Annotated in this window: 22 protein-coding genes; 18 read left to right on the top strand and 4 right to left on the bottom strand. The window is 58.0% G+C overall.

The window, feature by feature from the left end:
* Positions 1-39 precede the first annotated feature (39 nt).
* From lptC to ptsN, 6 genes are all read left to right on the top strand, one after another.
* A complete protein-coding gene (gene lptC / locus B0E33_RS04530; protein WP_208984459.1) occupies positions 40-690 on the top strand; it encodes an LPS export ABC transporter periplasmic protein LptC in 651 nt (216 codons plus the stop codon).
* 3 nt (positions 691-693) lie between these two features.
* Entirely contained in the window at positions 694-1,272 is a 579-nt protein-coding gene (locus B0E33_RS04525) for an LptA/OstA family protein (protein WP_023001649.1), read from the top strand.
* A 124-nt stretch (positions 1,273-1,396) separates the two neighbouring features.
* Positions 1,397-2,152 carry an LPS export ABC transporter ATP-binding protein gene (gene lptB, locus B0E33_RS04520; protein WP_023001648.1) on the top strand — a complete coding sequence of 252 codons (756 nt, stop codon included), beginning with the start codon at positions 1,397-1,399 and terminating at the stop codon, positions 2,150-2,152.
* Positions 2,153-2,241: 89 nt separating this feature from the next.
* The gene (gene rpoN / locus B0E33_RS04515; RefSeq protein WP_077290552.1) at positions 2,242-3,795 is read left to right on the top strand and encodes an RNA polymerase factor sigma-54; all 1,554 of its coding nucleotides are present in this window, start codon (positions 2,242-2,244) and stop codon (positions 3,793-3,795) included.
* A gap of 291 nt (positions 3,796-4,086) precedes the next feature.
* Complete coding sequence (gene hpf / locus B0E33_RS04510) at positions 4,087-4,674, top strand: ribosome hibernation-promoting factor, HPF/YfiA family (protein ID WP_023001646.1); 588 nt, start codon at positions 4,087-4,089, stop codon at positions 4,672-4,674.
* A 60-nt stretch (positions 4,675-4,734) separates the two neighbouring features.
* Positions 4,735-5,202 carry a PTS IIA-like nitrogen regulatory protein PtsN gene (ptsN, locus tag B0E33_RS04505; protein WP_023001645.1) on the top strand — a complete coding sequence of 156 codons (468 nt, stop codon included), beginning with the start codon at positions 4,735-4,737 and terminating at the stop codon, positions 5,200-5,202.
* Between the two features lie 159 nt (positions 5,203-5,361).
* On the opposite strand, the gene mdoH is transcribed toward ptsN, so the two are convergent.
* The gene (gene mdoH / locus B0E33_RS04500; RefSeq protein ID WP_208997759.1) at positions 5,362-7,134 is read right to left on the bottom strand and encodes a glucans biosynthesis glucosyltransferase MdoH; all 1,773 of its coding nucleotides are present in this window, start codon (positions 7,132-7,134) and stop codon (positions 5,362-5,364) included.
* A 147-nt stretch (positions 7,135-7,281) separates the two neighbouring features.
* Between mdoH and B0E33_RS04495 the strand changes: the two genes are divergently transcribed.
* From B0E33_RS04495 to B0E33_RS04450, 10 genes are all read left to right on the top strand, one after another.
* Positions 7,282-8,304 carry a zinc-dependent alcohol dehydrogenase gene (locus B0E33_RS04495; protein WP_077290550.1) on the top strand — a complete coding sequence of 341 codons (1,023 nt, stop codon included), beginning with the start codon at positions 7,282-7,284 and terminating at the stop codon, positions 8,302-8,304.
* A gap of 38 nt (positions 8,305-8,342) precedes the next feature.
* Positions 8,343-8,741, top strand: a complete 399-nt coding sequence (locus B0E33_RS04490) for a 6-pyruvoyl trahydropterin synthase family protein (RefSeq protein WP_077290549.1) — start codon at positions 8,343-8,345, stop codon at positions 8,739-8,741.
* A 6-nt stretch (positions 8,742-8,747) separates the two neighbouring features.
* Entirely contained in the window at positions 8,748-9,800 is a 1,053-nt protein-coding gene (locus B0E33_RS04485; protein WP_077290548.1) for a glycosyltransferase family 4 protein, read from the top strand.
* On the top strand, positions 9,797-10,579 hold the full coding sequence (locus B0E33_RS04480) for a class I SAM-dependent methyltransferase (protein ID WP_077290547.1): 783 nt from the start codon (positions 9,797-9,799) through the stop codon (positions 10,577-10,579). Before B0E33_RS04485 ends, B0E33_RS04480 begins: the two co-directional genes overlap by 4 nt.
* 87 nt (positions 10,580-10,666) lie before the next feature.
* Positions 10,667-11,197: a cytochrome b gene (locus tag B0E33_RS04475; protein WP_077290546.1), complete on the top strand. Its 531-nt coding sequence runs from the start codon at positions 10,667-10,669 to the stop codon at positions 11,195-11,197.
* Positions 11,198-11,408: 211 nt separating this feature from the next.
* Positions 11,409-11,657: an acyl carrier protein gene (locus B0E33_RS04470; RefSeq protein WP_006933785.1), complete on the top strand. Its 249-nt coding sequence runs from the start codon at positions 11,409-11,411 to the stop codon at positions 11,655-11,657.
* A 3-nt stretch (positions 11,658-11,660) separates the two neighbouring features.
* Complete coding sequence (locus tag B0E33_RS04465) at positions 11,661-12,842, top strand: acyl-CoA dehydrogenase family protein (RefSeq protein WP_023001638.1); 1,182 nt, start codon at positions 11,661-11,663, stop codon at positions 12,840-12,842.
* Positions 12,843-12,844: 2 nt separating this feature from the next.
* Entirely contained in the window at positions 12,845-13,753 is a 909-nt protein-coding gene (locus B0E33_RS04460) for an amino acid--[acyl-carrier-protein] ligase (protein ID WP_031269603.1), read from the top strand.
* 11 nt (positions 13,754-13,764) lie between these two features.
* Entirely contained in the window at positions 13,765-14,787 is a 1,023-nt protein-coding gene (locus B0E33_RS04455; protein WP_077290545.1) for a DUF1839 family protein, read from the top strand.
* On the top strand, positions 14,788-17,238 hold the full coding sequence (locus tag B0E33_RS04450; RefSeq protein ID WP_077290544.1) for a glycoside hydrolase family 2 protein: 2,451 nt from the start codon (positions 14,788-14,790) through the stop codon (positions 17,236-17,238). It begins immediately after the preceding gene.
* A 21-nt stretch (positions 17,239-17,259) separates the two neighbouring features.
* Here the strand turns inward: B0E33_RS04450 and B0E33_RS04445 are convergent, their stop codons facing one another.
* Positions 17,260-18,567, bottom strand: a complete 1,308-nt coding sequence (locus tag B0E33_RS04445) for a lipopolysaccharide biosynthesis protein (protein WP_023001634.1) — start codon at positions 18,565-18,567, stop codon at positions 17,260-17,262.
* Between the two features lie 52 nt (positions 18,568-18,619).
* Between B0E33_RS04445 and B0E33_RS04440 the strand changes: the two genes are divergently transcribed.
* Positions 18,620-19,483, top strand: a complete 864-nt coding sequence (locus tag B0E33_RS04440; RefSeq protein WP_156912342.1) for a polysaccharide deacetylase family protein — start codon at positions 18,620-18,622, stop codon at positions 19,481-19,483.
* Between the two features lie 31 nt (positions 19,484-19,514).
* Here the strand turns inward: B0E33_RS04440 and B0E33_RS04435 are convergent, their stop codons facing one another.
* Complete coding sequence (locus B0E33_RS04435) at positions 19,515-20,423, bottom strand: glycosyltransferase family 2 protein (protein ID WP_077290542.1); 909 nt, start codon at positions 20,421-20,423, stop codon at positions 19,515-19,517.
* A gap of 152 nt (positions 20,424-20,575) precedes the next feature.
* Between B0E33_RS04435 and B0E33_RS04430 the strand changes: the two genes are divergently transcribed.
* Positions 20,576-22,393: an alpha/beta fold hydrolase gene (locus tag B0E33_RS04430; protein ID WP_077290541.1), complete on the top strand. Its 1,818-nt coding sequence runs from the start codon at positions 20,576-20,578 to the stop codon at positions 22,391-22,393.
* Positions 22,394-22,411: 18 nt separating this feature from the next.
* On the opposite strand, the gene B0E33_RS04425 is transcribed toward B0E33_RS04430, so the two are convergent.
* Positions 22,412-24,760: a GumC family protein gene (locus tag B0E33_RS04425; RefSeq protein WP_077290540.1), complete on the bottom strand. Its 2,349-nt coding sequence runs from the start codon at positions 24,758-24,760 to the stop codon at positions 22,412-22,414.
* Between the last annotated feature and the right edge of the window lie 33 nt (positions 24,761-24,793).

The raw sequence follows: 24,793 nt of genomic DNA, 5'->3' as shown, positions 1-24,793 counted from the left end.
AGGTGCCAGGAGATCGGGCACACGATTTCGGAGAATGGATTGAGCGCTGTTGGCGATCATATGCACGGACATGCGGCCAGGCGACCATTGACCCGCGCCCAACGAGCCGCGCGCCGGCACAGCCTGATGGTGCGCATCATGCGCTGGCTGTTTCCTGGCGTCGGGCTGTTGATTCTGGCAGTCATGGTCGGACTCGTGGTCTTGTTCAACGTGCTCAGCGGGCTTGGTGCCACCAACATGATGCTGACCAGCGAGGGGCTGGTGATGGATCATCCCGAACTGTCGGGTCATGATGGTGACCGCTCCTACCGGGTAACCGCCTACAGGGCGATCCAGCGCCTCAGTGACCCGCGCGTCATCGATCTTGAGACCATTCGGGCCGACATCACGCTCAGCAAGGACCAGAGTGCGCAGATTGTGGCGCTGAAAGGTACCTACAACAACGCGACGGAGAGCTTGCGGCTCTATGAAGGCATTCAGCTTGAATGGAGTGAAGGCTACACGGTCGACCTGTCCGAAGTGGAAATCGACCTCAGCAACGGGGCTCTGAAGACCTCGCAGGTCGTGTCCATTCGTTCCGATCAGGGCCGTGTCGTGGCGGGCAAACTCGACTATGATAAAGCCAAGGGAATCGTCAGGTTTTCCGACGGTATCAAGATGACCCTCAATCCTGCTTCGCAAGGACAGTAAGAGATGACTTTTCTGAAACGCATGACGATTGCCGCCGCCGCAGCCCTTCTTGCCGGTTCGGCCCATGCCCAGACCTTCTCCGATGCCTTCGCCGGCTTCGGGTCGAACGATGGGGAGCCAATCGAGATCGAGGCGAGTGAACTGAGGGTAGAAGACAACAACAACACCGCAACCTTCGTTGGCGATGTGCTGGTCACGCAGGGTGAAACCAGCCTCAAGACGCAGCGGCTCAAGGTGTTCTACGTCGGCTCAGGTGCTGAGAAGACGGAAGAAAGCGCCGTCCAGCAGAAGATTTCGAAGCTGGAAGCGGCGGGAGGCGTGTTCATCACCTCCAAGGACCAGACCGCGAAGGGCGACGAAGCCAGCTTCGACATGAACAAGGAAGTCATGGTGATGACCGGCAAGGAAGTCGTGCTCAGCCAGGGACCGAATGTTGTCGTCGGGAACAGGCTGACCGTCAATCTGAAGACCGGCCAGGCCAATCTGAGCGCCGGCAATGGCAAGGTGTCCGGCCAGGGCAGCGGCCGCGTCAAGGTGCGCATTCAGCCTAACAGTGTGAACAACGACCAAAACGGCAACTGATATTGACGGCTGGTTCGACTCGACAGTGTCGGCCACAGACCTTATGTGAAGCCGCGGCAATGATCGGATGGACGGCGCGCCAGTGAAGAGAACGTCTTCGGAGTATAACGGATTGCAGGGAAGCATGCCGGAAACGGGCCACGATGGCGAAGAACTGTCGCAGGCGCTGGTCGTCGATGGCATCGGCAAGACCTATGGCCGCCGCCAGGTGGTGAAGTATGTGAGCCTGTCCGTGAAGCCTGGTGAAGCCGTCGGCCTTTTGGGGCCGAACGGTGCCGGCAAGACCACGACCTTCTACATGATCACCGGGCTGATCCGGCCGGATCAGGGCAAGATCTCGCTGGAAGGCTTCGACATCACCCGTATGCCCATGTACCGGCGCGCCCGGCTCGGCATCGGCTATCTGCCCCAGGAAGCGTCCATCTTCCGTGGCCTGACGGTGGAAGAAAATATCCGCGCCGTTCTGGAAGTGATCGAGCCGAACCGGCAGAAACGCCGGGAGGAGCTCGACGAGCTGCTGGCTGAATTCGGCCTCACCCACTTGCGGAAATCGCCGAGTATAGCCCTTTCCGGTGGTGAACGCCGCCGCGTGGAAATTGCCCGTGCACTTGCAAGCCGCCCGTCCTTCATGCTGCTCGACGAACCTTTCGCAGGTATCGACCCCATCGCGGTAGGGGATATTCAGCAGCTCGTGCGTCACCTGACCCAGCGCGGCATTGGCGTTCTGATAACGGACCACAACGTTCGCGAGACGCTTGGCCTCATCGACCGCGCCTACATCATCGCTTCGGGCGAGGTTCTGACGGAAGGGCTCCCCCAGGAAATTGTCACCAATCCGGATGTGCGCCGGCTTTATCTGGGTGAACAGTTTACGCTTTGATGACACGCCGCCAGCTACGTTATACACTCGGTCTGCAATCAAGAAGCAAAAAGCAGACCAACTTGAAATAACGCTTGCCTGGGAACTCGATGGCCATTTCAACCAAGCTGGAGATGCGACAAAGTCAGTCGCTGATCATGACGCCGCAACTGATGCAGGCGATCAAGCTGTTGCAAATGTCCAATCTCGATCTCGTTGCCTATGTCGAAGCCGAGTTGGAACGAAATCCGCTTCTGGAAAAGAACGACATCACCGAAGGCGGAGGCGAGGGGGATGGCGGCAGGGATGCCGCTGCAGACGCGTTCGGCGATGGCGCGGACAATCAGACCCGCCAGGGCGACGAGCCCGATACCGGCGACTGGATGCAGAACGATCTGGAAACCGGGTCGGAGGCCATTGCCTCACGCATGGATACCGACCTGGGCAACGTCTTTCCCGACGAGCCCGGCGTGCCTGCATCGCCAGACCCGGCTCTTCTGAAGGCCGGTGACAGTTACAAGAACGCCGGCAGCAGCGGTGCTTCTGAAGATTACAATCTGGAGGCCTTCGTTGCCGACGAAGCCTCGCTGGTCACGTCTCTTGAAGAACAGATGCATCTGGCGATCGGCGATGAAGCCGACAAGCTGATAGCGACCCACCTGATCAACTCACTTGATGAAAACGGCTACCTCTACCTGGATTTCGATGAGACGGCGGAGCAGCTCGGGGTCGAAACCGAACGGCTGGAAAGCGTTCTGGCCATCTTGCAAACCTTTGAGCCCGCGGGCGTGTTTGCGCGTAACCTGGCCGAATGCCTGAAGCTGCAGCTCATCGACAAGAACCGCTACGATCCGGCCATGGAAGCGCTGATCGACAATATTGAACTGCTGGCCAGACGCGATCTGCCGGGGCTTCGCAAGGTTTGCGGTGTCGATGATGAGGATCTGGTCGAGATGATCGCGGAAATCCGCGCACTCGATCCCAAGCCCGGCAGTCTCTTCGGATCGGCGCTGGTGCAGCCGGTGGTGCCGGATGTCTTCGTGCGCCCGGCCAACGACGGCACCTGGGCGATCGAGTTGAATTCGGACACCCTGCCGAAAGTCCTCGTCAATCAGACCTATTATGCCAAGGTCATCAAGACGGCCCGAAACGAGACGGAGAAGGAATATCTCACGGACTCGTTGCAGACGGCCAACTGGTTGGCCAAGAGCCTTGATCAGCGCGCCCGTACGATCCTCAAGGTATCGACTGAGATTGTCCGGCAGCAGGACGGGTTTCTCACCTACGGCATCGCCCATTTGCGTCCGCTCAACCTGAAGACCGTCGCGGAAGCGATCGGCATGCACGAATCGACGGTCAGCCGGGTGACGTCGAACAAGTTCATGGCGACCCCGCGCGGCATATACGAGCTCAAATACTTCTTCTCTTCCGCCATCTCCGCAACGGTGGGTGGCGATGCCCATTCGGCGGAATCGGTCCGGCACCGGATCAAGCAGATGATCGATGCTGAAGATCCGAAGTCGATCCTGTCGGACGATACGATTGTCAAAATTCTGAAGGACGACGGTGTCGATATTGCCCGCAGGACGGTCGCCAAATACCGCGAAGCCATGAAGATCGGTTCGTCCGTTCAGCGCCGGCGTGAAAAAAACGTGCGACTTTAAGTCCTGATGTGATCTGCCGTTAGGGCTCAATGGTGCAATATTTAAAATGTTTCAGAGATTTCCACTGAAACAATACAAGGCAATTACACGGCTCTTTTTCAACTTTGTTTCTTTAATTCATAATCAATTGACTCTTTGAGCGAGCGCAATTATAGCACCGCCCTCGTGACGTAAACAGGGGATGGCGCTTCGGCGCTGACTGGTCCATTCTGTAAGCTTGAAACGTCTCGCGTTTCAACACCGGCGGCAACGCCGGTGACCTATCGGTCAATAGAAAAAGAAGAGGTCCCCATGGCTTTGCGGATTTCGGGTAAGAATGTCGATGTAGGCGATGCACTGCGCGTCCACGTCACAGACCGAATCGAAGACGCTCTGGAAAAATATTTCACAGGCGGCTTCACAGGCCACGTTACGCTCAGCAGGGAGGGCACAGGCTTCAAGTCTGAATGCAGCCTGCATTTGGACACCGGTATTGTGCTTCAAGTGTCCGCGCAGGATCAGGACCCGCGCGCCAGTTTCGATATGGCTGCGGAAAAGATCGAAAAGCGGCTTCGCCGCTACAAGCGCAAGCTGAAGGACCATCATGGCCCCAACGGCCACGACCGGGAGGCTCTGGAAGCAGCATCTTATGTGCTGGCTTCGCCCGAGGAAGACGAGGAAGTGCCGGTGGATTTCAATCCGCTGGTGATTGCCGAAACTTCCGCGAAAGTTAAAACGATGACCGTCGGTATGGCGGTAATGGAGCTGGATCTGACCGAAGCGCCGGTCGTGTTGTTCAAAAACGCGGCAAATGGCGGTGTCAATGTTGTCTATCGCAGGCCAGACGGCAATATTGGCTGGATAGATCCAGCATTGGTAGCCAATCAGGCTGCCGAATAAGGATGCGGATGGGGTCGGCTTCCTCAGGGAAGCCGGCTTCTGAAACTTGTAGGCGGACTAATGGATCTTGGTGATCTTCTGGGTAAAGACGCGGTAATTGCCGGGCTCAAGGCCAAAAGCAAAAAACAGGCAATTCAGGAACTCGCCGGTAAGGCGTCTGAACTGACCGGTCTTTCCGAACGGGAAATCTTCGACACGCTTCTTCAGCGCGAACGTTTGGGCTCTACAGGTGTCGGTCACGGCATTGCGATCCCGCACGGCAAGCTGACACGGCTCGACCGTCTGGTAGGACTGTTCGCGAAGTTGGAAAAACCAGTCGATTTCGATGCTCTCGATGATGAGCCGGTTGACCTGGTGTTTCTGCTTCTGGCGCCGGAAGGCGCTGGTGCCGACCATTTGAAGGCTCTGGCCCGAATTGCACGCCAGCTCCGCGACGGCGCTGTCACCCAGGGCATTCGCGCGTCCCATGATGCGCAAGAGATCTACGATCTTCTGACCCAGCCGTTGGCTTCTTCCAACGCGGCTTAATCCGTTTCAAAGTCTCTGACGCAAAAAGACCGGCTGCGAGGCCGGTCTTTTGGTTCGTATGCGGCGCGTTCAGCCAGCAAGGAGGCTTTGGACGGTTCACCTGGTGTCACCCAGCCCTCAAAGGACTAGGCAGGTCCCAGTGCGCGAGCCTGATCCGTGTCAGGCCTTCGCCGGATTGGCATCGCCCTGAACGAGCCCTTGCTGCTGGACGGCGACCGCACCTTTGGTAAGCGCCAGCAGGTGAAGGTCTGCGAGCTCTGCAGGTGGATTGGTCTCTTCGGGAATACGCCACAGGGTTGAACGGATCGCGATCTGGCCAAGTGTTCTGGTCGAGGTTGTCACCGCGATGACAGCTGCCAGAAGCGGCCCGATGGCCACGGGAATGACCGGCCACACCAGATCGATAGGCTGGGTGGAAAGCCAGGCAAGACCTGCAAGTCCGAAGAGTGTCTGCGGCCAGAGCTTGCGGGCTGCCAGCAAGACCGGCAGTCGTTGGACACCACGTGCCTGCGCACCCCAGCCGATGGTTTTGCCGAACAGGAGCCCACCCATGAACAGTGAGTGCGCCACGGCCATGATCGGTGCCAGCATTGCCGAATAGACGATTTCCGCAAGAACGCTCACGACGACACGTATCGGCCCGCCGAAGGCCTTGCGAAGGTCCGGACGGGCGAGCACGTCGGCGACGGTTGCCAGTTTCGGCGCGAACACCATCGTCAGGACGGTGAAGAAGAGCAGGGCACCAGTGTCAGGGCGATATGGCATGTAGTCAGTGACCATGCCGAGGATGGCCGCCGATGTCATGAAGCCCAGCCACGCAGGAGAGCCGAGGAACATCAGGATAGCCAGCACCAGCTGCATCCGGCTAACGGGTTTGAGGCCAGGAAGCCCGATCAGCCGGCGGTATTGCAGGTTGCCCTGGCACCAGCGCAGGTCACGGCGGATAAACTCCAGCAGATGAGGCGGATTGGCTTCATAGCTACCCGTTTCGAGCGGCAGTACGCGCACTTCGTAGCCGGCGCGGCGCATCAGGACGGCTTCCACCTGATCATGGGAAAGAATGGTTCCCGAGAGCGGGCCCTTCCCGGGCAGTTCCGGCAGACGGCAGCTTTCCTTGAAAGGTTTGATCCGCAAGATGGCGTTGTGTCCCCAGTAGGGGCCGCAGTCACCCTGCCACCAGGCACTGCCGATGGTGTAGGAACGCATGCCAAGCCGCATGCCGAACTGGAAGACGCGGGCAAAGGCGCTGTCTGTTGGAAGGCCAACCACAAGACTTTGCAGAATGCCGAGCCGGGGATTGGCTTCCATGCGCCGCACCAGTCCGACAATGGCGTCGGCCGACATGTAGCTGTCGGCATCCAGCACCAGTGCAAACTCGTGTCGATCGCCCCAACGTTCGCAGAAGTCTTCGATGTTGCCGGCCTTGAAACCGCGATTGTCCGTGCGCCGCCGATAGACCACCTCCATCTGGCCTTCGAAGCGATCTTTCAGCCGGGACGTCATCTGCTGCTCCTGAAGGGCAACGTCGTCCATATTGGTGTCGCTGAGCACATAAAGGGTGAACCGGTCTGCTTCGCCTGCGCGTATCAAGTGAGACACGATGGCGTTCAGATTGGTTTCCAGGCTTTCAGTATCTTCGTTGCGGACACAGGACAGCAGCGCTGTCGAGCTTCGCAGCGGCTGTGTGGGGTCGCCGTGCTCGATCGGGCAGACTGCATCAGCAGGGTTTCTGGAAAGCCGCATGATGAGGAGGCCGATCACCGCATTCCAGAAACCTATGATGGTCCAGGGCAGGGTGATCATGAAGCAGACAAGAATGAAAAGGTCGAGCGCCGTATATCCACCAGGAGAAAGCGTCAGCGTCATCAAGGTGGCGAGGCCGGCAAAACTGAGCCCGATAAGGGCCGCGAACGTCAAACGCCGTGCGGTCATAGGAGCAATTGATCCATTGAATTTTGGCATGTCAAAGACCCGAAACATTTTTTTGACTTCCAATCGGAGCGATCATCGCAATAGTGCGCATGTCAAAATGTCCTAACGTTGACAAAGGCAAGGGTTGATGACCGCAGAGGATAAAGGATGACCGCAGACGTACCGGTGACGCGCGACACAGGTAAACCGCAGGCGCTGTGGTACACCGAGCCCGGTCGATGCGGACTGGAGACTGTTTCCTTGAATGAGATGCAAACCGGCGAAGTGCTGGTCGAAACGCTCTTTAGCGGGATAAGCCGGGGAACGGAAGGCCTTGTCTTTCGCGGCGACGTTCCGTCGAGTGAATGGCAGCGCATGCGGGCGCCGCATCAAGAGGGAGATTTCCCGTTTCCGGTTAAATACGGATACGCAAACGTCGGCAGGGTCATAGCAGGAGACCCGGATCTCAACGGCTGTCTTGTGTTTTCTCTCTTCCCTCATCAAAGCGTCTTTACGCTCCCCTCCATGTCGTGCGTGCCGGTTCCCCAGGGCGTTTCCGCCGAAAGAGCCGTCTTGGCGGCCAACATGGAAACGGCACTTAATGCGTTATGGGACGGAAAACCATCACCGGGGGATCACATCTGCGTGGTCGGCGGTGGTGTCGTCGGTCTCTTGACCGCATACGTTGCCGGACGGTTACCCGGATCAAAAGTAACTGTCGTGGATACAAACCCTGACCGAGCGGAAGTTGCCATCGGGCTGGGTCTGGAATTTGCACTGCCGGAAGATGCGCCGGCTAACCAGGATCTGGTGTTTCACACAAGCGCCACGTCGGCGGGACTGGCGACGGCGCTTGCCTGTGCCGGCGACGGTACGTCCATCGTCGAGCTGAGCTGGTACGGCGCGCATGCGGTCACGGCTCCGCTGGGAGCAGACTTTCACTGCCGCCGCCTGAAGCTTGTTTCCAGTCAGGTTGGAACGATCCCGATCGATCGGCAGGCCCGCTGGACTTACCGCCGCAGACTGGAAACGGCTCTTGGCCTCCTGGCCGATCCTGCCCTCGACCGTCTCATCACCCACAAGGTGGCGTTTGCCGAGCTCCCGGATCGTCTTCCCGATTTGTTGAACAAGGCGTCAGATGTGCTTGCCGCCCTCGTCGTATATGACGGAACCAACCAAGCCGTCATTTGAAAAGCTCTCAATTTTCCTCATGATTTCAGGATGATAAGATGTTTGCAGTTGAAGTACGCGATCACGTCATGATTGCCCACTCCTTCAAGGGAGAACTGTTCGGTCCGGCCCAGGCATTGCACGGCGCCACGTTTGTCATCGATGCCGCGTTTCTGGCCGACAGCCTTGACGCCAACGGCGTGGTGATCGACATCGGCCGGGCGCATGATGCGTTGAAGCAAGTCCTGCAGCCTCTGAATTACAAGAACCTCGACGAGGTGCCGGAATTTGCGGGCATCAACACCACGACCGAGTTTCTGACAAAGCACATCCATGATCACCTGGCCAAGGCTGCCAGAGCGGACAAGCTCGGACGTCCGGGATCTGAACTGAAGGCGATCCGCGTGACGATTTCCGAATCCCACGTCGCGCGCGCCTGGTACGAAGCTGGGATCTGACAACTCATGCCCGCGCTTGTCTTTGCTTATCCCGGAGATTTCAACACACCGACCGGTGGCTACGGCTACGATCGCAGGATCGTCGCCGGTCTGCGCACGCTTGGCTGGGAGGTTGATCTGGTTTCGCTTGGGGACGGCTTTCCGTTTCCCACCGAAGAAACGCTTCGGCAAGCCGAAGCCCGGCTGTCGTCGGTGCCGGAAGGGTCGCTTGTTGTCGTCGACGGTCTCGCACTTGGTGTAATGGCGGGAGCCATGGAAAGACTGCAGGACCGGATCACTCTCATTGCGCTTGTGCACCACCCGCTCTGTGTCGAAAACGGTTTGTCGAAGGAACAGGCTGAAGCCCTTTTCCAGAGCGAAAACAAAGTGCTGGCTTTTGCCCGTCATGTCATCGTGACCAGTCCCGCAACAGGCACCCAGGTTGAAGAGCTTTTCGGTATATCTTCGGACCGCATCACCGCAGTTCTGCCCGGCACGGAAAAGCCTGAGCCGTATGAACGACCACAGAACGACGTCACGAGGCTGTTGTCGGTCGGCACCTTGCTGCCACGCAAGGGCTACGATCTCTTGCTGACCGCGCTTGCAAGCCTCAAGGAGTTGCGTTGGCATCTGGATATCGTCGGCGGGCTTGAGGCGGATCCTGAATGTTACCAGGCGCTCTTAGGCCAGGCGCGTGAGCTGGAACTTCTCGACAGGATTACCTTTCACGGGGCTGTTCCGGCGCAAGACCTTGGCGACTTTTATCGCTCGGCAGAGGTATTCGTGCTCGCAAGCCGGTATGAGGGCTACGGCATGGCTTATACCGAAGCGCTTGCCCACGGTTTGCCGGTAATCGGTAGCGGTGGCGGCGCGGTGAAGGAAACACTTCCGGAGAAGGCTGCCATCTACTGCGGCGTCGAGGATGTCGATGCTTTGCGTGACGCGCTCGAAACACTCATCTCCTACCGCGAGAAACGTGCGGGATTGAGCACTGAAGCCAGAAAGGCTGCTGAACTCTTGCCGGACTGGACGGATGCGGCACGGAAGTTTGCAGACCTGTTGCAGGATACTGGGCGATGAGTGGTTTTTCTCCAGCATGGCTTGCCTTGCGCGAACCGGTCGATCTGGCGGCTCGCAATGAGGACGTTGAAACCGCATTCTTCACGGCTCTCGGCAGTCAACCGATGCGCATAATGGATCTCGCAAGTGGAGCAGGCTCGACTGTCTCGGCTTTTGCTCGGCATCGAGGCACTTCGATCGAATGGCTTTTGACCGATTACGATCCGGCTCTGTTGGAAGTTGCCGGGCAGCGCTGGCAGGACAGGGTAACAACGCGGCAGATCGACCTTGCGAGCGATCTGGAGGAGCTGCCGTTTGCCGAGGTTGACGCGGTGACTACATCCGCTTTTCTGGACTTGGTCGCAGAGCCGTTTCTTGTCCGGTTGGTCGATCAGGTCGTGAAGGCGCGAAAACCGTTTCTGGCAAGCCTGACCTACGATGGCCGCGCGGTGTTCACCCCGCAACTTCCCTTAGATGCCGCGTTGTTGGCCGCACACAACACGCATCAGCTGTCTGACAAGGGGTTTGGTCCAGCCCTCGGTCCGGCCGCTGCCATGCGTGCCATCGAACTGTTTCGGGATCGAGGCTACAAGGTGGTGCAGGGCCGGTCTGACTGGCAGGCAGACAGTTCGTCAGCGGATTTCCTGAAAGAGCTTCTCGGGGGCTGGTGCAACGTCGGCAGGGAAGTCGCGCTGGACGAGACGGAACTGGCGCAATGGTGGTCGCTGCGGCAGGAACACATCACTTCCGGTCAACTCACTCTCAGCGTCGGTCACGTCGATTTCACTGCCTTGCCGTAAGACACGGGTATCCGGCTTCCTTCCGGGACTTGTTGAAACCGGGTGGTCTGCCTAAACTGTGTGCAGGCAGGAGAGGAGAGGTGCGATATGGGCGCAAGTGATGAACGCTATAGCCCGATTGCCCGGCTGATCCATTGGCTGACCGCCATTCTGGTGCTGACAATGGTGCCTGCCGGCCTTGTCATGATCCGGATCGACAGCGGCCCCTTGCAGAACCAGCTGTTTGATTACCATCGCTCGGTCGGCATCGTGTTGATGATATTGACCCTGGTACGTCTCGGTTTTCGGCTGACCCACAAACCCGCCCCCTTGCCGGAAGGCATGCCGCTCTGGCAGCAATTTGCCGCCAAGGCTACCCATGCCTTTCTGTACGGTTTTCTGCTGGTCAATCCCTTCATCGGGTGGGTGGCTACCTCCGCCTACGGTGCGGCAATCTCGGTCTTCGGCCTGTTCACCATGCCGGCGATTGTCGCCAAGGACCGTGCGTTGGCAGACCAGCTTTTTCAGATTCATCTTGCGCTCGGGCTGCTCTTCACTGCCGCCGTGGTGCTGCATATTGCCGCCGCGCTTCATCACGGTCTTGTGCGCAAGGACGGTGTTCTCGGTAGAATGATTTAAGTTTTTGGAATGAATACTCTGCGGTAATGTTGAGTGTCTTGAAAGATTTTTTATGATTGAGGAAGTGTTAACTTAACAAATTTTAATAGTTCCTGTTTTGTAATTTTTTACCATGCCCTTTAATTACAGTTTATCGTTTTTTGGCCTAAATGACGTCTCGGAACCCAAGGACCGGTTCAAGTGTAACCGTTAGAAAATGGTAAGGACTAAAATGAAACAGACCATTCGGACCCTGCTGGCAAAACACGGCAATTTGCCGGTTTCTATCGACGACGTCGCGGACGGTGCTGACCTCTACGATGCCGGTCTGTCTTCGTTTGCATCCGTCCAGGTGATGCTGGCGCTCGAGGAAGAGTTCGATATCGAATTTCCGGAGCATTTGCTGAACCGCAAGTCTTTCTCCTCCATTGATGCGATCGACGCAGCTCTTACCGAAATCCTGAAAGAGCAGGCTGCGTAATCCATGACCGCCGCAGCCAAGATCACTGCCATGGGGTTGGCAGATCGCGCCAAGCGGGCCGCCAAGGTCGCTTCCGAGTTTGCCGACAAGGTTGATGTGGAAGGCCGCTTTCCTGTTGAAGGCATGAACGCCCTGAAAGCGGAACGCCTGATGGGTGTCATGATCCGTCCGGAATTCGGCGGGGAAGGTGCAACGCTGACCGAGATTGCTGATGTTTGCGCAATTCTTGGACAAGCCTGCGCGGCCACCGCGATGACTTATGCCATGCACCAGATCCAGATTGCCAGCCTGGCGGATTACGCCGTAGGCAGTGCCTGGCACGAAGGTTTCCAGAAGCGGATCTGCGATGAGCAGCTTCTGATCGCCTCAGCAACCAGTGAGGCAGGTATCGGTGGCAACTTGCGCAATTCGATCTGTGCGGTCGAGGTCGAGGGCGACACCGTGCGCCTGACCAAGGATGCGACCGTGATTTCCTACGGCGCCAATGCGGACGCCATCATGGTGACCTCCCGCCGGCATGTCGACGCGGCTCATTCCGACCAGGTTGCGACCATTTTCCTGAAGGATCAGTACACGCTTGAGCAGACCAGCAAATGGGATACGCTCGGCATGCGTGGAACCTGCTCCGACGGCTATATTTTCAAGGCGGAAGCTCCGGCTGACCAGATCCTGCCGCGCCCGTTTGCGGAGATTGCGGCCCAATCCATGCTGGCCGTTTCCCATCTTCTTTGGGGCGCGCTCTGGTATGGCATCGCTGCTGATGCGGTTGCCCGAGGGCAGGCATTCGTGAAGAACGCTGCGCGCAAGGCTCCCGGCCAGGTTCCTCCGGGAGCACTGCGTCTGGCGGAGGCGTCAAGCCTGCTGCAGCTGGTCAAGGCCAACGTCGTTGCCGGCCTGAAACAGTTCGAAGGTTGCAAGGGCGACAGCGATGCGCTCAATGCCATGAGCTTCTCCGTTGCCATGAACAACGTGAAGATCGGCACGTCACAGACGATCCTGACAATCATCAACCACTGCATGCTGATCTGCGGGATCGCAGGCTACAAGAACGGTACGCCGTTCAGCCTCGGACGCCACCTGCGTGACGCCCATTCGGCGCAGCTGATGATTTCCAACGACCGTATTCTGGGCAACACGTCCACGATGCTCCTGGTCAACAAACAAGACACCAGTCTTTTGGGGTAATGATGGACGCGCAAGTCTCTTTTCTGGATCAGCTCTTTGCCAAAGGCGTCCTGCATGACAGCGGCGTCGACGGCCTCTACGCCCGCAGCGGCGAATTTGAAGACGTTATTGCCCGTTTCGAAAAATTTGCCCTCACCTACGGTCAGGACGAGATCTCCGAAGCAATGGTGTTCCCGCCGGGAATGACCATGCAGGATTTCGAAACCAGCGGTTACATGAAGAACTTCCCGCAGTTGGCAGGAACAGTGCATGCCTTTTGCGGCAACGACCATGACCACATGGGGCTGTTGCAATGCATGGCGGCTGGCGACGACTGGTCCAAGGATCAGAAACCGACCCAGGTAGCACTGACGCCCGCTGCCTGCTATCCGCTTTATCCGATCCTCTCGCGCCGTGGTGCATTGCCGGCAGAGGGAGCCTACGTCGCGTTGCAGTCCTATTGTTTCCGCCACGAGCCTTCCAAGGATCCGGCGCGGATGCAGATGTTCCGCCAGCGTGAATACGTGCGCGTCGGTTCTGCCGAACAGACCATGGATTTCCGCGAGACCTGGAAACAGCGCGGCTCGGACATGATGGAGCGGCTGCAGCTCCCGCATAACGTCGATGTCGCCAACGATCCGTTTTTCGGCCGAGCCGGCAAGATAATGGCGTCCGGCCAGCGTGAACAGGAATTGAAGTTCGAAATGCTTGTGCCGATCACGTCGGAAGAAAAACCGACGGCCTGCATGAGCTTCAATTACCACATGGATAATTTCGGCAAGGCCTGGAACATCCGTCAGGCTGATGGAACGCCTGCGCACACCGCCTGTGTCGGCTTCGGTCTGGAACGACTGGCGCTGGCGCTCTTCCGCCATCATGGTTTCGACACGTCCAAATGGCCTGAAGGCGTCCGTGCCACGCTTTGGGGATGAGGGGACGCAACATGACGCAAGCCGTGTTTGACCGCTTCAATGCGGCGACCTACGTGCGTAGCCCGCTCCATTCCCAGGACCGGGACTGGCCCGAAACCAATTGCTATCTTGATGTCTGGATCGAGGTATTGCCGTCGCTTGGTCTGCCGGCGGAGGCTTGTCTGTCCTATTCGGTCACCCAGGATTTTGAAGGAGACCAGTTCACCTTCTTCAAGGTGCCGCTGGAGGATCTGGAAGCGCTTTATGGTCTCAAGGTTACCGAACTTGCGATCTACGACCGGGTGGAAGCCCACGTCCGGCAACAGATCGAACGGGGCCGCTTGTCACTGGTCGAAGTCGACAGCTATTTCCTGCCGGACACACACGGTGTCGGTTATCACGAGGCCCACGGCAAGACCACGATCGCAGTCAACTGGATGGATTTTGAAGCCAGGACGATGGAATATTTCCATGGTCTGGGCCTGCACCGGCTGGAAGGTGACGATTTCGACGGAGTGTTCCAGCGCGGCGCACATGAAAAGCCGACGCCGTTCCTGCCATACACGGAATTCGTGAAGGTTCCGGACACACTGCCAACGCCGACTCACATCCTGAACGTTTCGGAAGGTCTTCTGCGCCATCACCTGAAGCGCCGCCCAAAGCAGAACCCGATTGCTGCCTTTGCACAGGTGTTCCCGGCGCAGGTGGAAAAGATCTGCGAACGCGAGTTCGGCTTCTTCCATTTGTATGCCTTCAACACGCTGCGCCAGCTCGGTGCGAATTTCGAGCTGTTTTCGTCCTATCTCGAATGGCTGGTGGCGGAAGGCAGGGACGATCTGACCGAGGGTGTGCAGATGGCCAAGACCATTTCCTCCACCTGCAAGATGGTGCAGTTCAAACTGGCGCGCGCCGTCATGCGCAAGAAGTTTCAGGGGCTGGACGAAGGCTTGCTGCCGGCAGTCAACGCCTGGGACAACCTGATGCAACTTCTCGACACCCACTACGGTGATCAGGAAACACGTTTTACTCCCGTAGTCAGCGCTGCCGGGGCTTGAATGATCGACCTGGGTGAAGTGACCTGGGCACTGTCGATGACAGAGCCCGGTGCCTTTGAAACCTCGCTTTCGACGGGGCATCAGTGGGATTTCGTTCCGGCACACGTTCCGGGAACCGTCGCCGGTGCTCTGACGGATGCAGGACTTTACGACCCGGAAAATCCCGTTCCCCTTCATGGCAAGGACGTCTGGTATGAAGCCTGGTTCGACGCCCCGCCGGGCCGATATAGCTTGCACCTGGAGGGGTTGGCGACCATTGCCGAGGTTTTCCTGAACGACGTTGAGGTGCTGTCCAGCCGGAACATGTTCCGCAAATACAATGTTCCCGTGGAACTGGCCGATCGCAACGTTCTGAAAATCTGCTTTCGCGCGCTAGAGCCGCACTTGAACGCAAAGGGGCCGCGCGCCCGGTGGAAGCCTCAGTTGGCAACCAGCCAGGGGCTGAGGCTCGTGCGGACGACGCTTCTCGGTCACATGCCCGGTTGGTGCCCGGAAATCCATGCGGTTGGCCCATACCGCCCAATCAGGCTCGAACCCGAGACGACGCCGCGTATTGTTGAAAAGCATATTCTTGCGGACCTGGCTCCGGATGGCACAGCCGCGCTGTCAGTTACGGTCAGGCTCGAAAATACGGATGCCGTTCCGGTGCTGACTTGCGCGGGAGCATCGGCGAAGATGAGCCTTCAGGACGACGGTTGCTATGCGGCGACCGTCCGTCCTGAGGGCGCCAAGCCCTGGATGCCACACACACACGGCGAGCCTGCTCTTTACGACGTAACCGTTCAGGCCGCTGACAATACTCTTTCACTGGGCAAGACAGGCTTCCGCCGGATCGAGGCGGACCACGGTGCCGATGGACGCAGCTTCGGCCTGAAGATCAACGGTGTGCCGGTCTTCTGCCGGGGCGCCGTCTGGACCAATGCGGATCTCCTGAACCTCTCGTCCAGCCGCGAAACCTATCGCCCTCTGTTGGAAAAAGCCCGGGACGCAGGCATGAACATGCTGCGCATCGGCGGGACGATGCTTTACGAGAGCCGCGCCTTCCTTGAGCTATGTGACGAATTGGGCCTGCTGGTCTGGCAGGACTTTCAGTTCGCCAACTACGATTACCCCGTGAAGGATGCCGCCTTCGTCGCGGAGATCGAAGCGGAACTGCGCGATCAGCTGGATGAAAGCATGGGCAGCCCTTCACTTGCCGTTCTGTGCGGTGGAAGCGAGATCTACCAGCAGGGCGCCATGATGGGGCTTTCCGAGGATCGCTGGAAGGGGCCGCTGTGCGAGGAGATCTTGCCGGCTATTGCCACAGAGCTGCGGCCGGATGTGCCCTATGCAGCAAATTCGCCATGCGGCGGGGTCCTGCCGTTCTCCCCCAACGAAGGCATCGCCCACTATTACGGCGTCGGGGCGTATCTGCGGCCTCTGGAAGACGCAAGACGGGCCGATGTCCGCTTTGCAGGTGAGTGCCTTGCGTTTTCCAATATTCCCGTCCAGCAAAGCCTGGAAGAAGGATTGCCGGTGAAACCGGGGCATGATCCACGCTGGAAGGCACGGGTGCCGCGTGATCGTGGAGCCGGTTGGGACTTCGAGGATGTGCGCGATCACTATCTGAAGCTGCTCTACGGTGTCGATCCGGCCGCGCTGCGATACGGCGATCCGGACAGATACCTCGAGCTCGGACGGGCGGTCACCGGTGAGGTCATGTCCGAGACCTTTTCCGAATGGCGACGGCCCGGGACCAATTGCCAGGGGGCACTGGTCTGGACCCTTTCCGACCTCTTGATTGGTGCCGGGTGGGGACTTGTTGATGCAGCCGGACGGCCCAAACCCGCGTGGTATGCCCTCAAGCGCGCATTCAGGCCGGTAATTGCCTGTGTCACCGACGAAGGCACGAACGGCCTTGCCATTCACGTCCTTAACGAAAGGGCAGAGGAAAAGCCGGTCAGGATCAGCATTGCCTGCCTGCGGGATGGCCAGGTGCCGGTGGTTTCAGGAGAAAAGGGGCTGTTGTTGGCGCCAAACAGTGCGCAGACGCTCAATGCGGTGGACCTGATCGGAGCCTTCTTCGACGTCACCTACGCCTATCGTTTCGGCCCACCCTCACATGATGTAACCGTGGTGCGCCTGTTCGATACGCAAACCGGAGAACTCATTTCCGAGGCGCATCATTTCCCTCTCGGCCGAGGACTGCATCGCCATTTCGATGCGCCCGAGGTGAGTGTGGAACAGGACGAGGCTGGCAGTTGGTCGCTGATGATCCGTGCCAAGCGCTTCCTGCAATCGACCGTCGTTGCCATTCCCGGATTTGAGGCGGAGGATAACTGGTTCCATCTGGCTCCGGGCGAGGCGAAGTGCATTCAACTGCAACAAACGCCAGACGAAGAACGCGATGATCAGGCAGCCCCCAAAGGGCAACTTACGGCCTTGAACTTCGCCGGGCGCGTGCCCTTCTGACGCCTTTCTGGAAGCGACGGATCAGCCTGCGGTTTCGTCTGGTTCGGGAGCAGGTGCCTTTGTCCAGAAAATGAAGAACCAGGTGCCCGCGGTCAAAGCAATCTGGACGCCAAAGCGGAAAAGCGCTGCCCCGGCCAGGCCTCCCAACGCAGCGCCAAGGCTGACGACGGGTATCAGCAGGAGGCTGGTGCTGATAAGCAGCGCCATCCGCACGCGTTGACGACCGGTGGCTCGCAAGATGTCCGCCCCTACACCGGAAAGCCCCATCAGGAGCGGATAAAACGCAAGGCACATAACGACGGTCGGTGTTTCTGCGAAATCTTCACCCAGAACAAGGGGAATGAAACCGGCGATCAGTAACAGGAAAACTGCGACCGGCAGGGCGAGGAATACCGTCACCGGCAACAGCTTGACGCCGAAAGCAAGGCTGCTTGCCTGCCCATCTTGTGCCTGGCGAAAATGGCGGGTGTAGGTTGCATAGAGAAACGCTCTGACGGGCGCTGAGGCTGCGTCGATGATGCGGAACCCGGCTGCGTACTGCCCGCCTGCATCTGCGCTCAAAGTGTGAACGACCACCGGCTTGTCCAGATCCTTCATGCCGCCGATGGCAAAAAACTCGATGCAATAGAGAAGGCTGAGTTTCAGGTCGTCCCGGATCAGGGTGAAGGTCGGCCGGCCGAGATCACGCAGAACTAGCCAGCAAGCCGCAAGAGCAGACAGAATTCCGGCGGCGAAATACCACCACGCCCATTCCTGGAGCGTGAGACTTCCGGGGAGAAGCGTGGCAACGAACAGGAAAGCGAGTTTCAACGAAGCAGCCAGAACATTGATGACAATCTGTTTTCTGGCCCGGTCGAAGGCCATGTAGGATTGCGCGGACAAGATCACCAGTTTTGTGAGGAGCAGATCCGAAACAGTGACAATCGCGATAGTCGATAGCGGAACGGTATCGCCGATGAGGACGTACAACAAAGCGATTGTCCCGGGCAGGACAAACGGAAAGGTAAGTCCCATCATGATCAGGGAATGCCCGAGGTATCTGTCGAAAGACTGAGGCTCAACCGCGACCCTCTGGAGGAGAAGGTATTCACTGCCCAACCCGACCAGGAAACCGGCCATGATGGAGACACTGACGATGGTGATGAACAGACCGTAGTCTGCTGCCCCCAAGGCGCGCGAAATGAACAGGAAAAAGACGAGCTGAATGACGAGCAAGAGACCAAAATTGATCGTGTAGGAAATTGTATTGGCAACAAGCGGGCGTCTTGAGAGGCCAAGGGCCTTGTCATAAAGCGCGCGAAATTTTCTCGATGCCGAACTGGAATTCATTGACACGAAATTGCCTCGAGGCGTGGGCCGTTGATCGAAAAAAGCGGGACCCGTGGCCGCTGGCCTTGGGCCGCAGGAGCCGATTTTGTGTATCTGCCCCCCGGATAAGTCACAACAGAAACTAGGTGCCAAACCTGACTGCGCCGTTAATAGGCAGGCAACGCGAACCTGCACAAACTATTTTAACTTCCCTGCGTCAAGGATCTGGCGTCCTGTTCGAAAAGGCGGAGAAAAAATGCTGGCAAAAACGCAGGTTCTCACTTTCCACGGTATTGGTGTACCAGCGGTGCCTGTTTCGCCGGAAGAGAGCCATTACTTCGTCCCGATAGAGACTTACCAGCGCACAATTGAACGCCTTCCTGCACTTGAGCAGAAACACGGAGTGAAGCTGGAAATCACCTTTGATGACGGCAACCTGTCTGATTACGAGGTTGGGTTGCCAGCCCTTGTGGAGGCGGGCCGGCCAGGTCGTTTTTTCGTTCTGGCTGCACGTATCGGGGCAAAGGGCTATCTGACCGCGGAACAGATGCGGGAGATTGTTTCGTCGGGATCGGTCATCGGCAGCCACGGCCACGACCATGTCGACTGGCGCAAGCTGGATGCTGCGGGCTTTCAACGGGAGCTTTATGACGCTCGAAAGAAAATCGAGGATGCGGTAGGGGCTGCTGTCACAGAAGCGGCGATCCCGTTCGGTGCTCTTGACGCGAACGTTTTGCATCGTCTCAAGGAAGCCGGGTACCGGCGGGTCTTCACAAGCACACCGGGACTTGCCTATCAGACGGCATGGTTCTGTCCGCGCTTTTCGCCTGCAAATGGCTTTGACCCGGATCGTGACATCCCGCCGATGTTTTCCGCCAAGAAACGCCTGAAAAGCTCCCTCTATGCCTTCGCACGGCGCGCGAAATTCCGCATTTGAAGGCATGCCCGAGGCGTAGGCGCCAGCTGGTTCAATCCGGTTTTCTATAGAGCTCTGCAAGAGGCAGGTTGAATACAGCGCGCAGCTTGCCTGTGTTGAGCGCAAGTTTTTGCCGCATCCGGAAAGAACGCCCCCTGTCGAGAAGCCGGAATGCGAGCGCTAAAACACCGGCAACGGCACATTTTGCCAGTGCTCCAAATGCGAAAAAAACGTGCCAGAAAGGGTCTGGATGCCGGGCGAGGCGCATCTGGCCATAGGATTGGCCTGACCTTGTCGCGCGGCTGAGAATGAACTTCGTCGACAATCGGTCTTGTGGAACATGTTCGTGGGCAATCGCATCGTCCGTGGCAAAGATACGTGCCCCGCGTTCGGCTGCTTGAGCAAAGAAGATGGTGTCTTCGCCACCCGTCCGGCCATAGGCTTCATCAAATCTCAGTTCCAGCGCACGAACAAAACCAACCCGCACCAGCGTGTTGCCGCCCCGGCCGGTGTAAAGCCGTTTTCCTCGGTGCCCCCAGTCGGTGTAAAGCGGGTTCGCACGCCGCATCCACTCGGGCGTATTGTCAGGATAGCGTGGTTTTACCGGGCCGATCACGACGTCTGCGTTGAAGTCTTTCTGGCAGGCGAAGAGTTTTTCCAGCCAATCGCGTTCCACCCATTCGTCGTCATCGACAAATATCAGCCAGTCGCCATCAGCTGCGTCGAGCAATGCGTTGCGGGCTGAAGAGATATTACCGCTCGCCACGGCAAGACAGGTCACGTCCAGCGACTTTATGGGATGACGGGCAACGAGTTTGGTCGCCGCACCGGATTTGGAATCATCGGCCACCAGCACGTTGAGCTCTATCCCGACCGGTTTGGTCACCGCCGCCAGGGAACGTAACGTATCGAGCAAGGTTTCACGGCCAATGCTCGCTATGGCGACGGAAACTTTTTCCATTCAGACTGGGCTCCGAAGCAGAGTTGGAAGCAATCAACAGGATGTGAGACGATCTTTTAATGCACCAGAAGTTCCTGCAGCATTATTAAACAATGGCTTAGAAAAAAGGCGCAAGATGCCCCGGAATTTGGAAGGACCGCCTTTCACCCGCCATGAAGCTGGAGCTCGCACGTGATATGAACCGGCAAGGTTTTGATACCTCCTCTGCCACACCTGTTGCCGGAACGTCTGCTGTGGCCTTGCCGATCTCGTTCGATTGGCTTGCTGGTTATTTTCATCCAGCTGCGGGGGGCACAGCAATCCTGCTTTTGAGCCCCTGGGGGTATGAAGAGCTGTGTTCCCGGAAAAGCTACAGGATGCTCGGCGAAAAATTCGCTGCATCCGGGTACCCATGTCTGCGGTTCGACTATCCGGCAACCGCGAATTCACACGGTGACAGCGCGGACATTCAGGACAAGTCGGCATGGCAGGCTTCCGTTCGAACAGCCCTTTCCGAACTCAAGAGATTGGCAAACCCGGATCGGGTTGTCGTGGTCGGACAGGGGATAGGTGCAAGTCTCGCAAGCAACCTGGCAGCAGACGGAGAGATTGCAGGACAAGTGCTACTGGCGCCGGTTGCCCAGGGACGAGCTTATCTGCGGGAACTCGCAGCCTGGACTGCGTTGACGCAGCCGACGTTCCTGGTCAGTGCGTCGGATGGTCCCGAGGGCGGGTTGATGGCTGGTGGTTTCGTGCTCTCGGCCGCAACGGCCGACGAAATCAAATCGCTCAATCTCTACAAGACGGAATTGCCCTCCGGATTGAAAACATTGCTTGTTCAAAGGGCCGACCATCCGGGCGATCAGAAACTTGCAGATCACTACGTCGAAAACGGTTTGCAGTTCGAGAACCTGTCGTTTGAGGGGTACGTCGACTATGTGTCCGACCCGACCCTGTCCGTCCCCCCGGTTCAAACGCTGGATCGGATCGTAGCCTGGGTGAAGGCCAATTTCCCGGCAGGGCAATTGGAGACTACAGCTCTTGCCGAAATCTCTGCCGTGTCGGAGCCATTGCCAGGTGTCGAGGAGGAAGCGCTGCGTTTCGGGCCCGACAAAATGTTCTTCGGCGTGCTCGCGTGCCCCCGTGGCAAATGTGCGGAAACGGCGGTGATCATGCTCAATTCCGGATATGACCATTCCATTGGCTGGGCACGCATGTCGGTCGGCTTTGCCAGGTCTCTTGCAGAAAGCGGCTGCGCGGTCCTGCGCACGGATCTGGCTGGTATCGGTGAGAGCTGTTATTGGCCGGATCAGTCGTCCCAGGTTCTTTATTCCGACAGGCAACTGGAGGATGTCAGAGCCGCCGTCGGGTTCGTCAAGGAACGAACCGGGGCGAAGAACATTATCCTGTTCGGCCGTTGCAGCGGTGCCTATCTCGCCCTTCTGGCGGCTGCAGACGATGACCGCGTCACTGCGGCCTTTCTGGTGAACTCACGCAAACTGGTCTGGGATCCGGACGAAAACGTGGACAAGGCTATCCGTGAGCCGATACAGACGCTGTCCAGTTATGGACGCAAGGCGGTCGATACAGCGACCCTGAAACGGGTTCTGTCAGGGGAAATCAATCTGGTTTCCGCTTTGAAAAAGGTAACCCGACCCGTGAAGTTGAAGGTCGACCGAACCCTGGCTCCTGTTCTTGGCAATCTGTCACGCCATTACCGGCTCTTCAACGTCCTGACCGGTCGCCTTCAGAAACTCGAGCAACGTGATGTCCCGGTGTCCCTCGTCTATAGCGACAACGACCGGGGGCTTCTTGAGTTACACAACTGGTTCGGCGTCGACCGGCATGGATTGAAAGCCTATCCGAACATCGAGATGCACGGCCTGCAGGATGCGGATCATAACCTGACACCTATCGCCGCCCGTCAACAGATGTTCGCCTTGTTGACTGACTTCGTTGCGAAAGTCTCCGCTTCAAGATCTCGCAAGTGATGCGTCAGCTGATCCGTTTCACGCGTATTTACGGCGTGATGGCGGCGGAGTGCCGGTCATCGTTCGCACGAGACCGGAAGGTCGACCTTCTGCGATCGTAAGCAGGTCACGCGACAGGATCGGCATCGAGATCTGATCTTCTTCACGCTCGGCAACCGTGACCAGGAATTGCGTCGAAAGACCTGCGAGCGGATCATCTTCAACAAGTTGCGGCAGGGCAACGCCATCGATGATTACAAGATCGTAGTCACGCGCGATGTCTGCGAAATCGAAAGCTTCGCGGATGTTCATCCGGTGGTGCTTGTACTTCGGCAATCCGGAGACCAGCGACAGAAAGGAAATATCCAGCTCGTCGTAGTCGACGACCCTTTCGCGAAGCGTTCCGCCAATGTCTTCCATATCGTCGATGCTCAGGTCATGGCTGAGCATTCGCTGTTTCGGTTCCCCATCGGCAAGGAGCACGTGCAATCCGCGCTGGGCCGCCCCGAGAGCGAGGGCAAGGGCAGCAATGGTCTGGCCATGACCAAGGGCGGGAGAGGTCAGGAAGACGATACGGGTGCCGTTTTGGGCAGGCGCGCTCTGGATGGATGCAACGATCTGGTCAACGCCTTGTCCGAAAGACCATCCAGGTCCGGCTTCGTCCGAATAAAACTGCTCTATCGCGTCTTGTACGGCAGAGATGGCGTCAGAACTGAGCGGACGGACACTGCCGTTTTCGTCGGTCTCCGTCAGCCAGGGCAACTGGCTGATAACTTTCAGCCCGGGTTCTGATTGGGACACCTGCCTGGAGGGAGTGCGTTTGCTTCTCGTCCGCGATCCCGGCAACCCCACTGATGATCGTGCATCGTTGGAGGTGTCGACAGCCGTGGTTACGGGAGCAAGCGACTGCGCAGGGTCGGCCACAGCAATTGCAGGTTGGGGGTTCTGCAGGATCTCCGGCAACAGGTGTTTTTTAGCAATGCGAATGGCTTCGCCGCCAACCGCGATTATGGTGCCGAACAGCAGACCCAGGATTCCGGCCAGAACCACCATGATCTTCCGTTTCGGGTAGACCGGGCTTTCCGGCGGAATGGCAGGTGAAATGATGCGGGCGTTAGGGAGAACAACCTGGTCGAGCTGCGATATTTCCTTGGCTCGGCTCAGGGCGATCTCATAAAGCTGCCGAGTTGCCTGTGCTTCCGTTTCCAATTCACGCAACCTGATGGAAGCCGCCTGGTCGACGTCAGAAAGATTTCGCGTGGAATCGAGCTGCTGCTCGAGCCTGGAAACCCGTTCCTGATTGACCTGGACATCGATGCGTGTGGATTCCGCAATCCGCCTGATTTCGTCCCGGATGAGATTGCGTAACCGTTCCAGCTGGGATCTTGCCTGCACGACAGAGGGATGTGAGGGCAGAAGATCGGCCATCAGCTGAGCTTCCGTGCGTGCAGCCGTGGCATATTGCTGGCGAAGTGAGGAGATCGTGGGGGAATTGACCACATCTCCGATGGATTCCGCGTCGACACCGCTCTGCAGAACCCGCTGGATTTCATCGTATTTGGCGGTTGCTTCCGCCAGTGCTGCTCGGGCATCGATGAGCCTGGAGTTCAGTCCGGTCAGTTCCTGTCCCGTCAGCAGCGACCCCTCGTCGGAGTTCTGCAGCTTGTTGGCCGCGCGAAATTTCTGGATCTCTTCTTCGGCTTGCCTCAGGCGTTCCCGCAAATCCACGAGGCGATCATCGATCTGGGCGGCAGCTTCGTCCGAAGCCAGGTCAACTTGCCGTTTCTGGTCGGACAGATAGCTTTCGGCGATCGAATTCGCCAGAACGGCAGCCTGGACCGGTGAAGGAGATTCCGCGGCAATATTGATGACGAAGGTCTGACCAACGCGCTTGACGTTGGTTGCATCTGCAAGAGCTTCGACCGCGGCGGTCTCCTGCGCTTCAAGCGTTGCCGCGTCCTTCTTGGTTGCCCCGAAGATCAGGCTCTTGAACTGGCTAATCAGACCCGGCTTGCCTTCGCCGAAATGAGGGTCTTCAGCCAGGTTGTTTTCCCGGGCGACGGGGCGCAGCACTGTGTCGGAATGGATGACCGACATCTGACTGTCGATCACTTCCGAGCCTTGTCCCGTGCGGCTCGGGCGGTTCGGGTCATCGAAAGGCTGGCGGACAGTTGGGTCGAACAGGACTTGCGAGGAGGCTCTGAAGATCGGTGTGATGGTCAGGGAGTAGGCGGCAGTCAACGCTGCAAAAACAAATGCAATTGCCGCGATCAGGAAGATGCGGCGACGCAAGACCTGAAAAATGGACAGGATGTCCAGAGCAATGGCATCGCGGCCTTGAAGGGCCGCCTTATCGTAAGCCGGGTTTTCTACCTGTCTGGGGTCCACAAAAAGTCACCTTATGTCCTCGCGGGCATGCGT

The organism is Roseibium algicola (assembly GCF_001999245.1).
Lineage (GTDB): Bacteria > Pseudomonadota > Alphaproteobacteria > Rhizobiales > Stappiaceae > Roseibium > Roseibium algicola.
The sequence above is the reverse complement of the archived record's forward strand: the minus strand, read 5'-3'. Positions and strand labels throughout refer to the sequence as shown.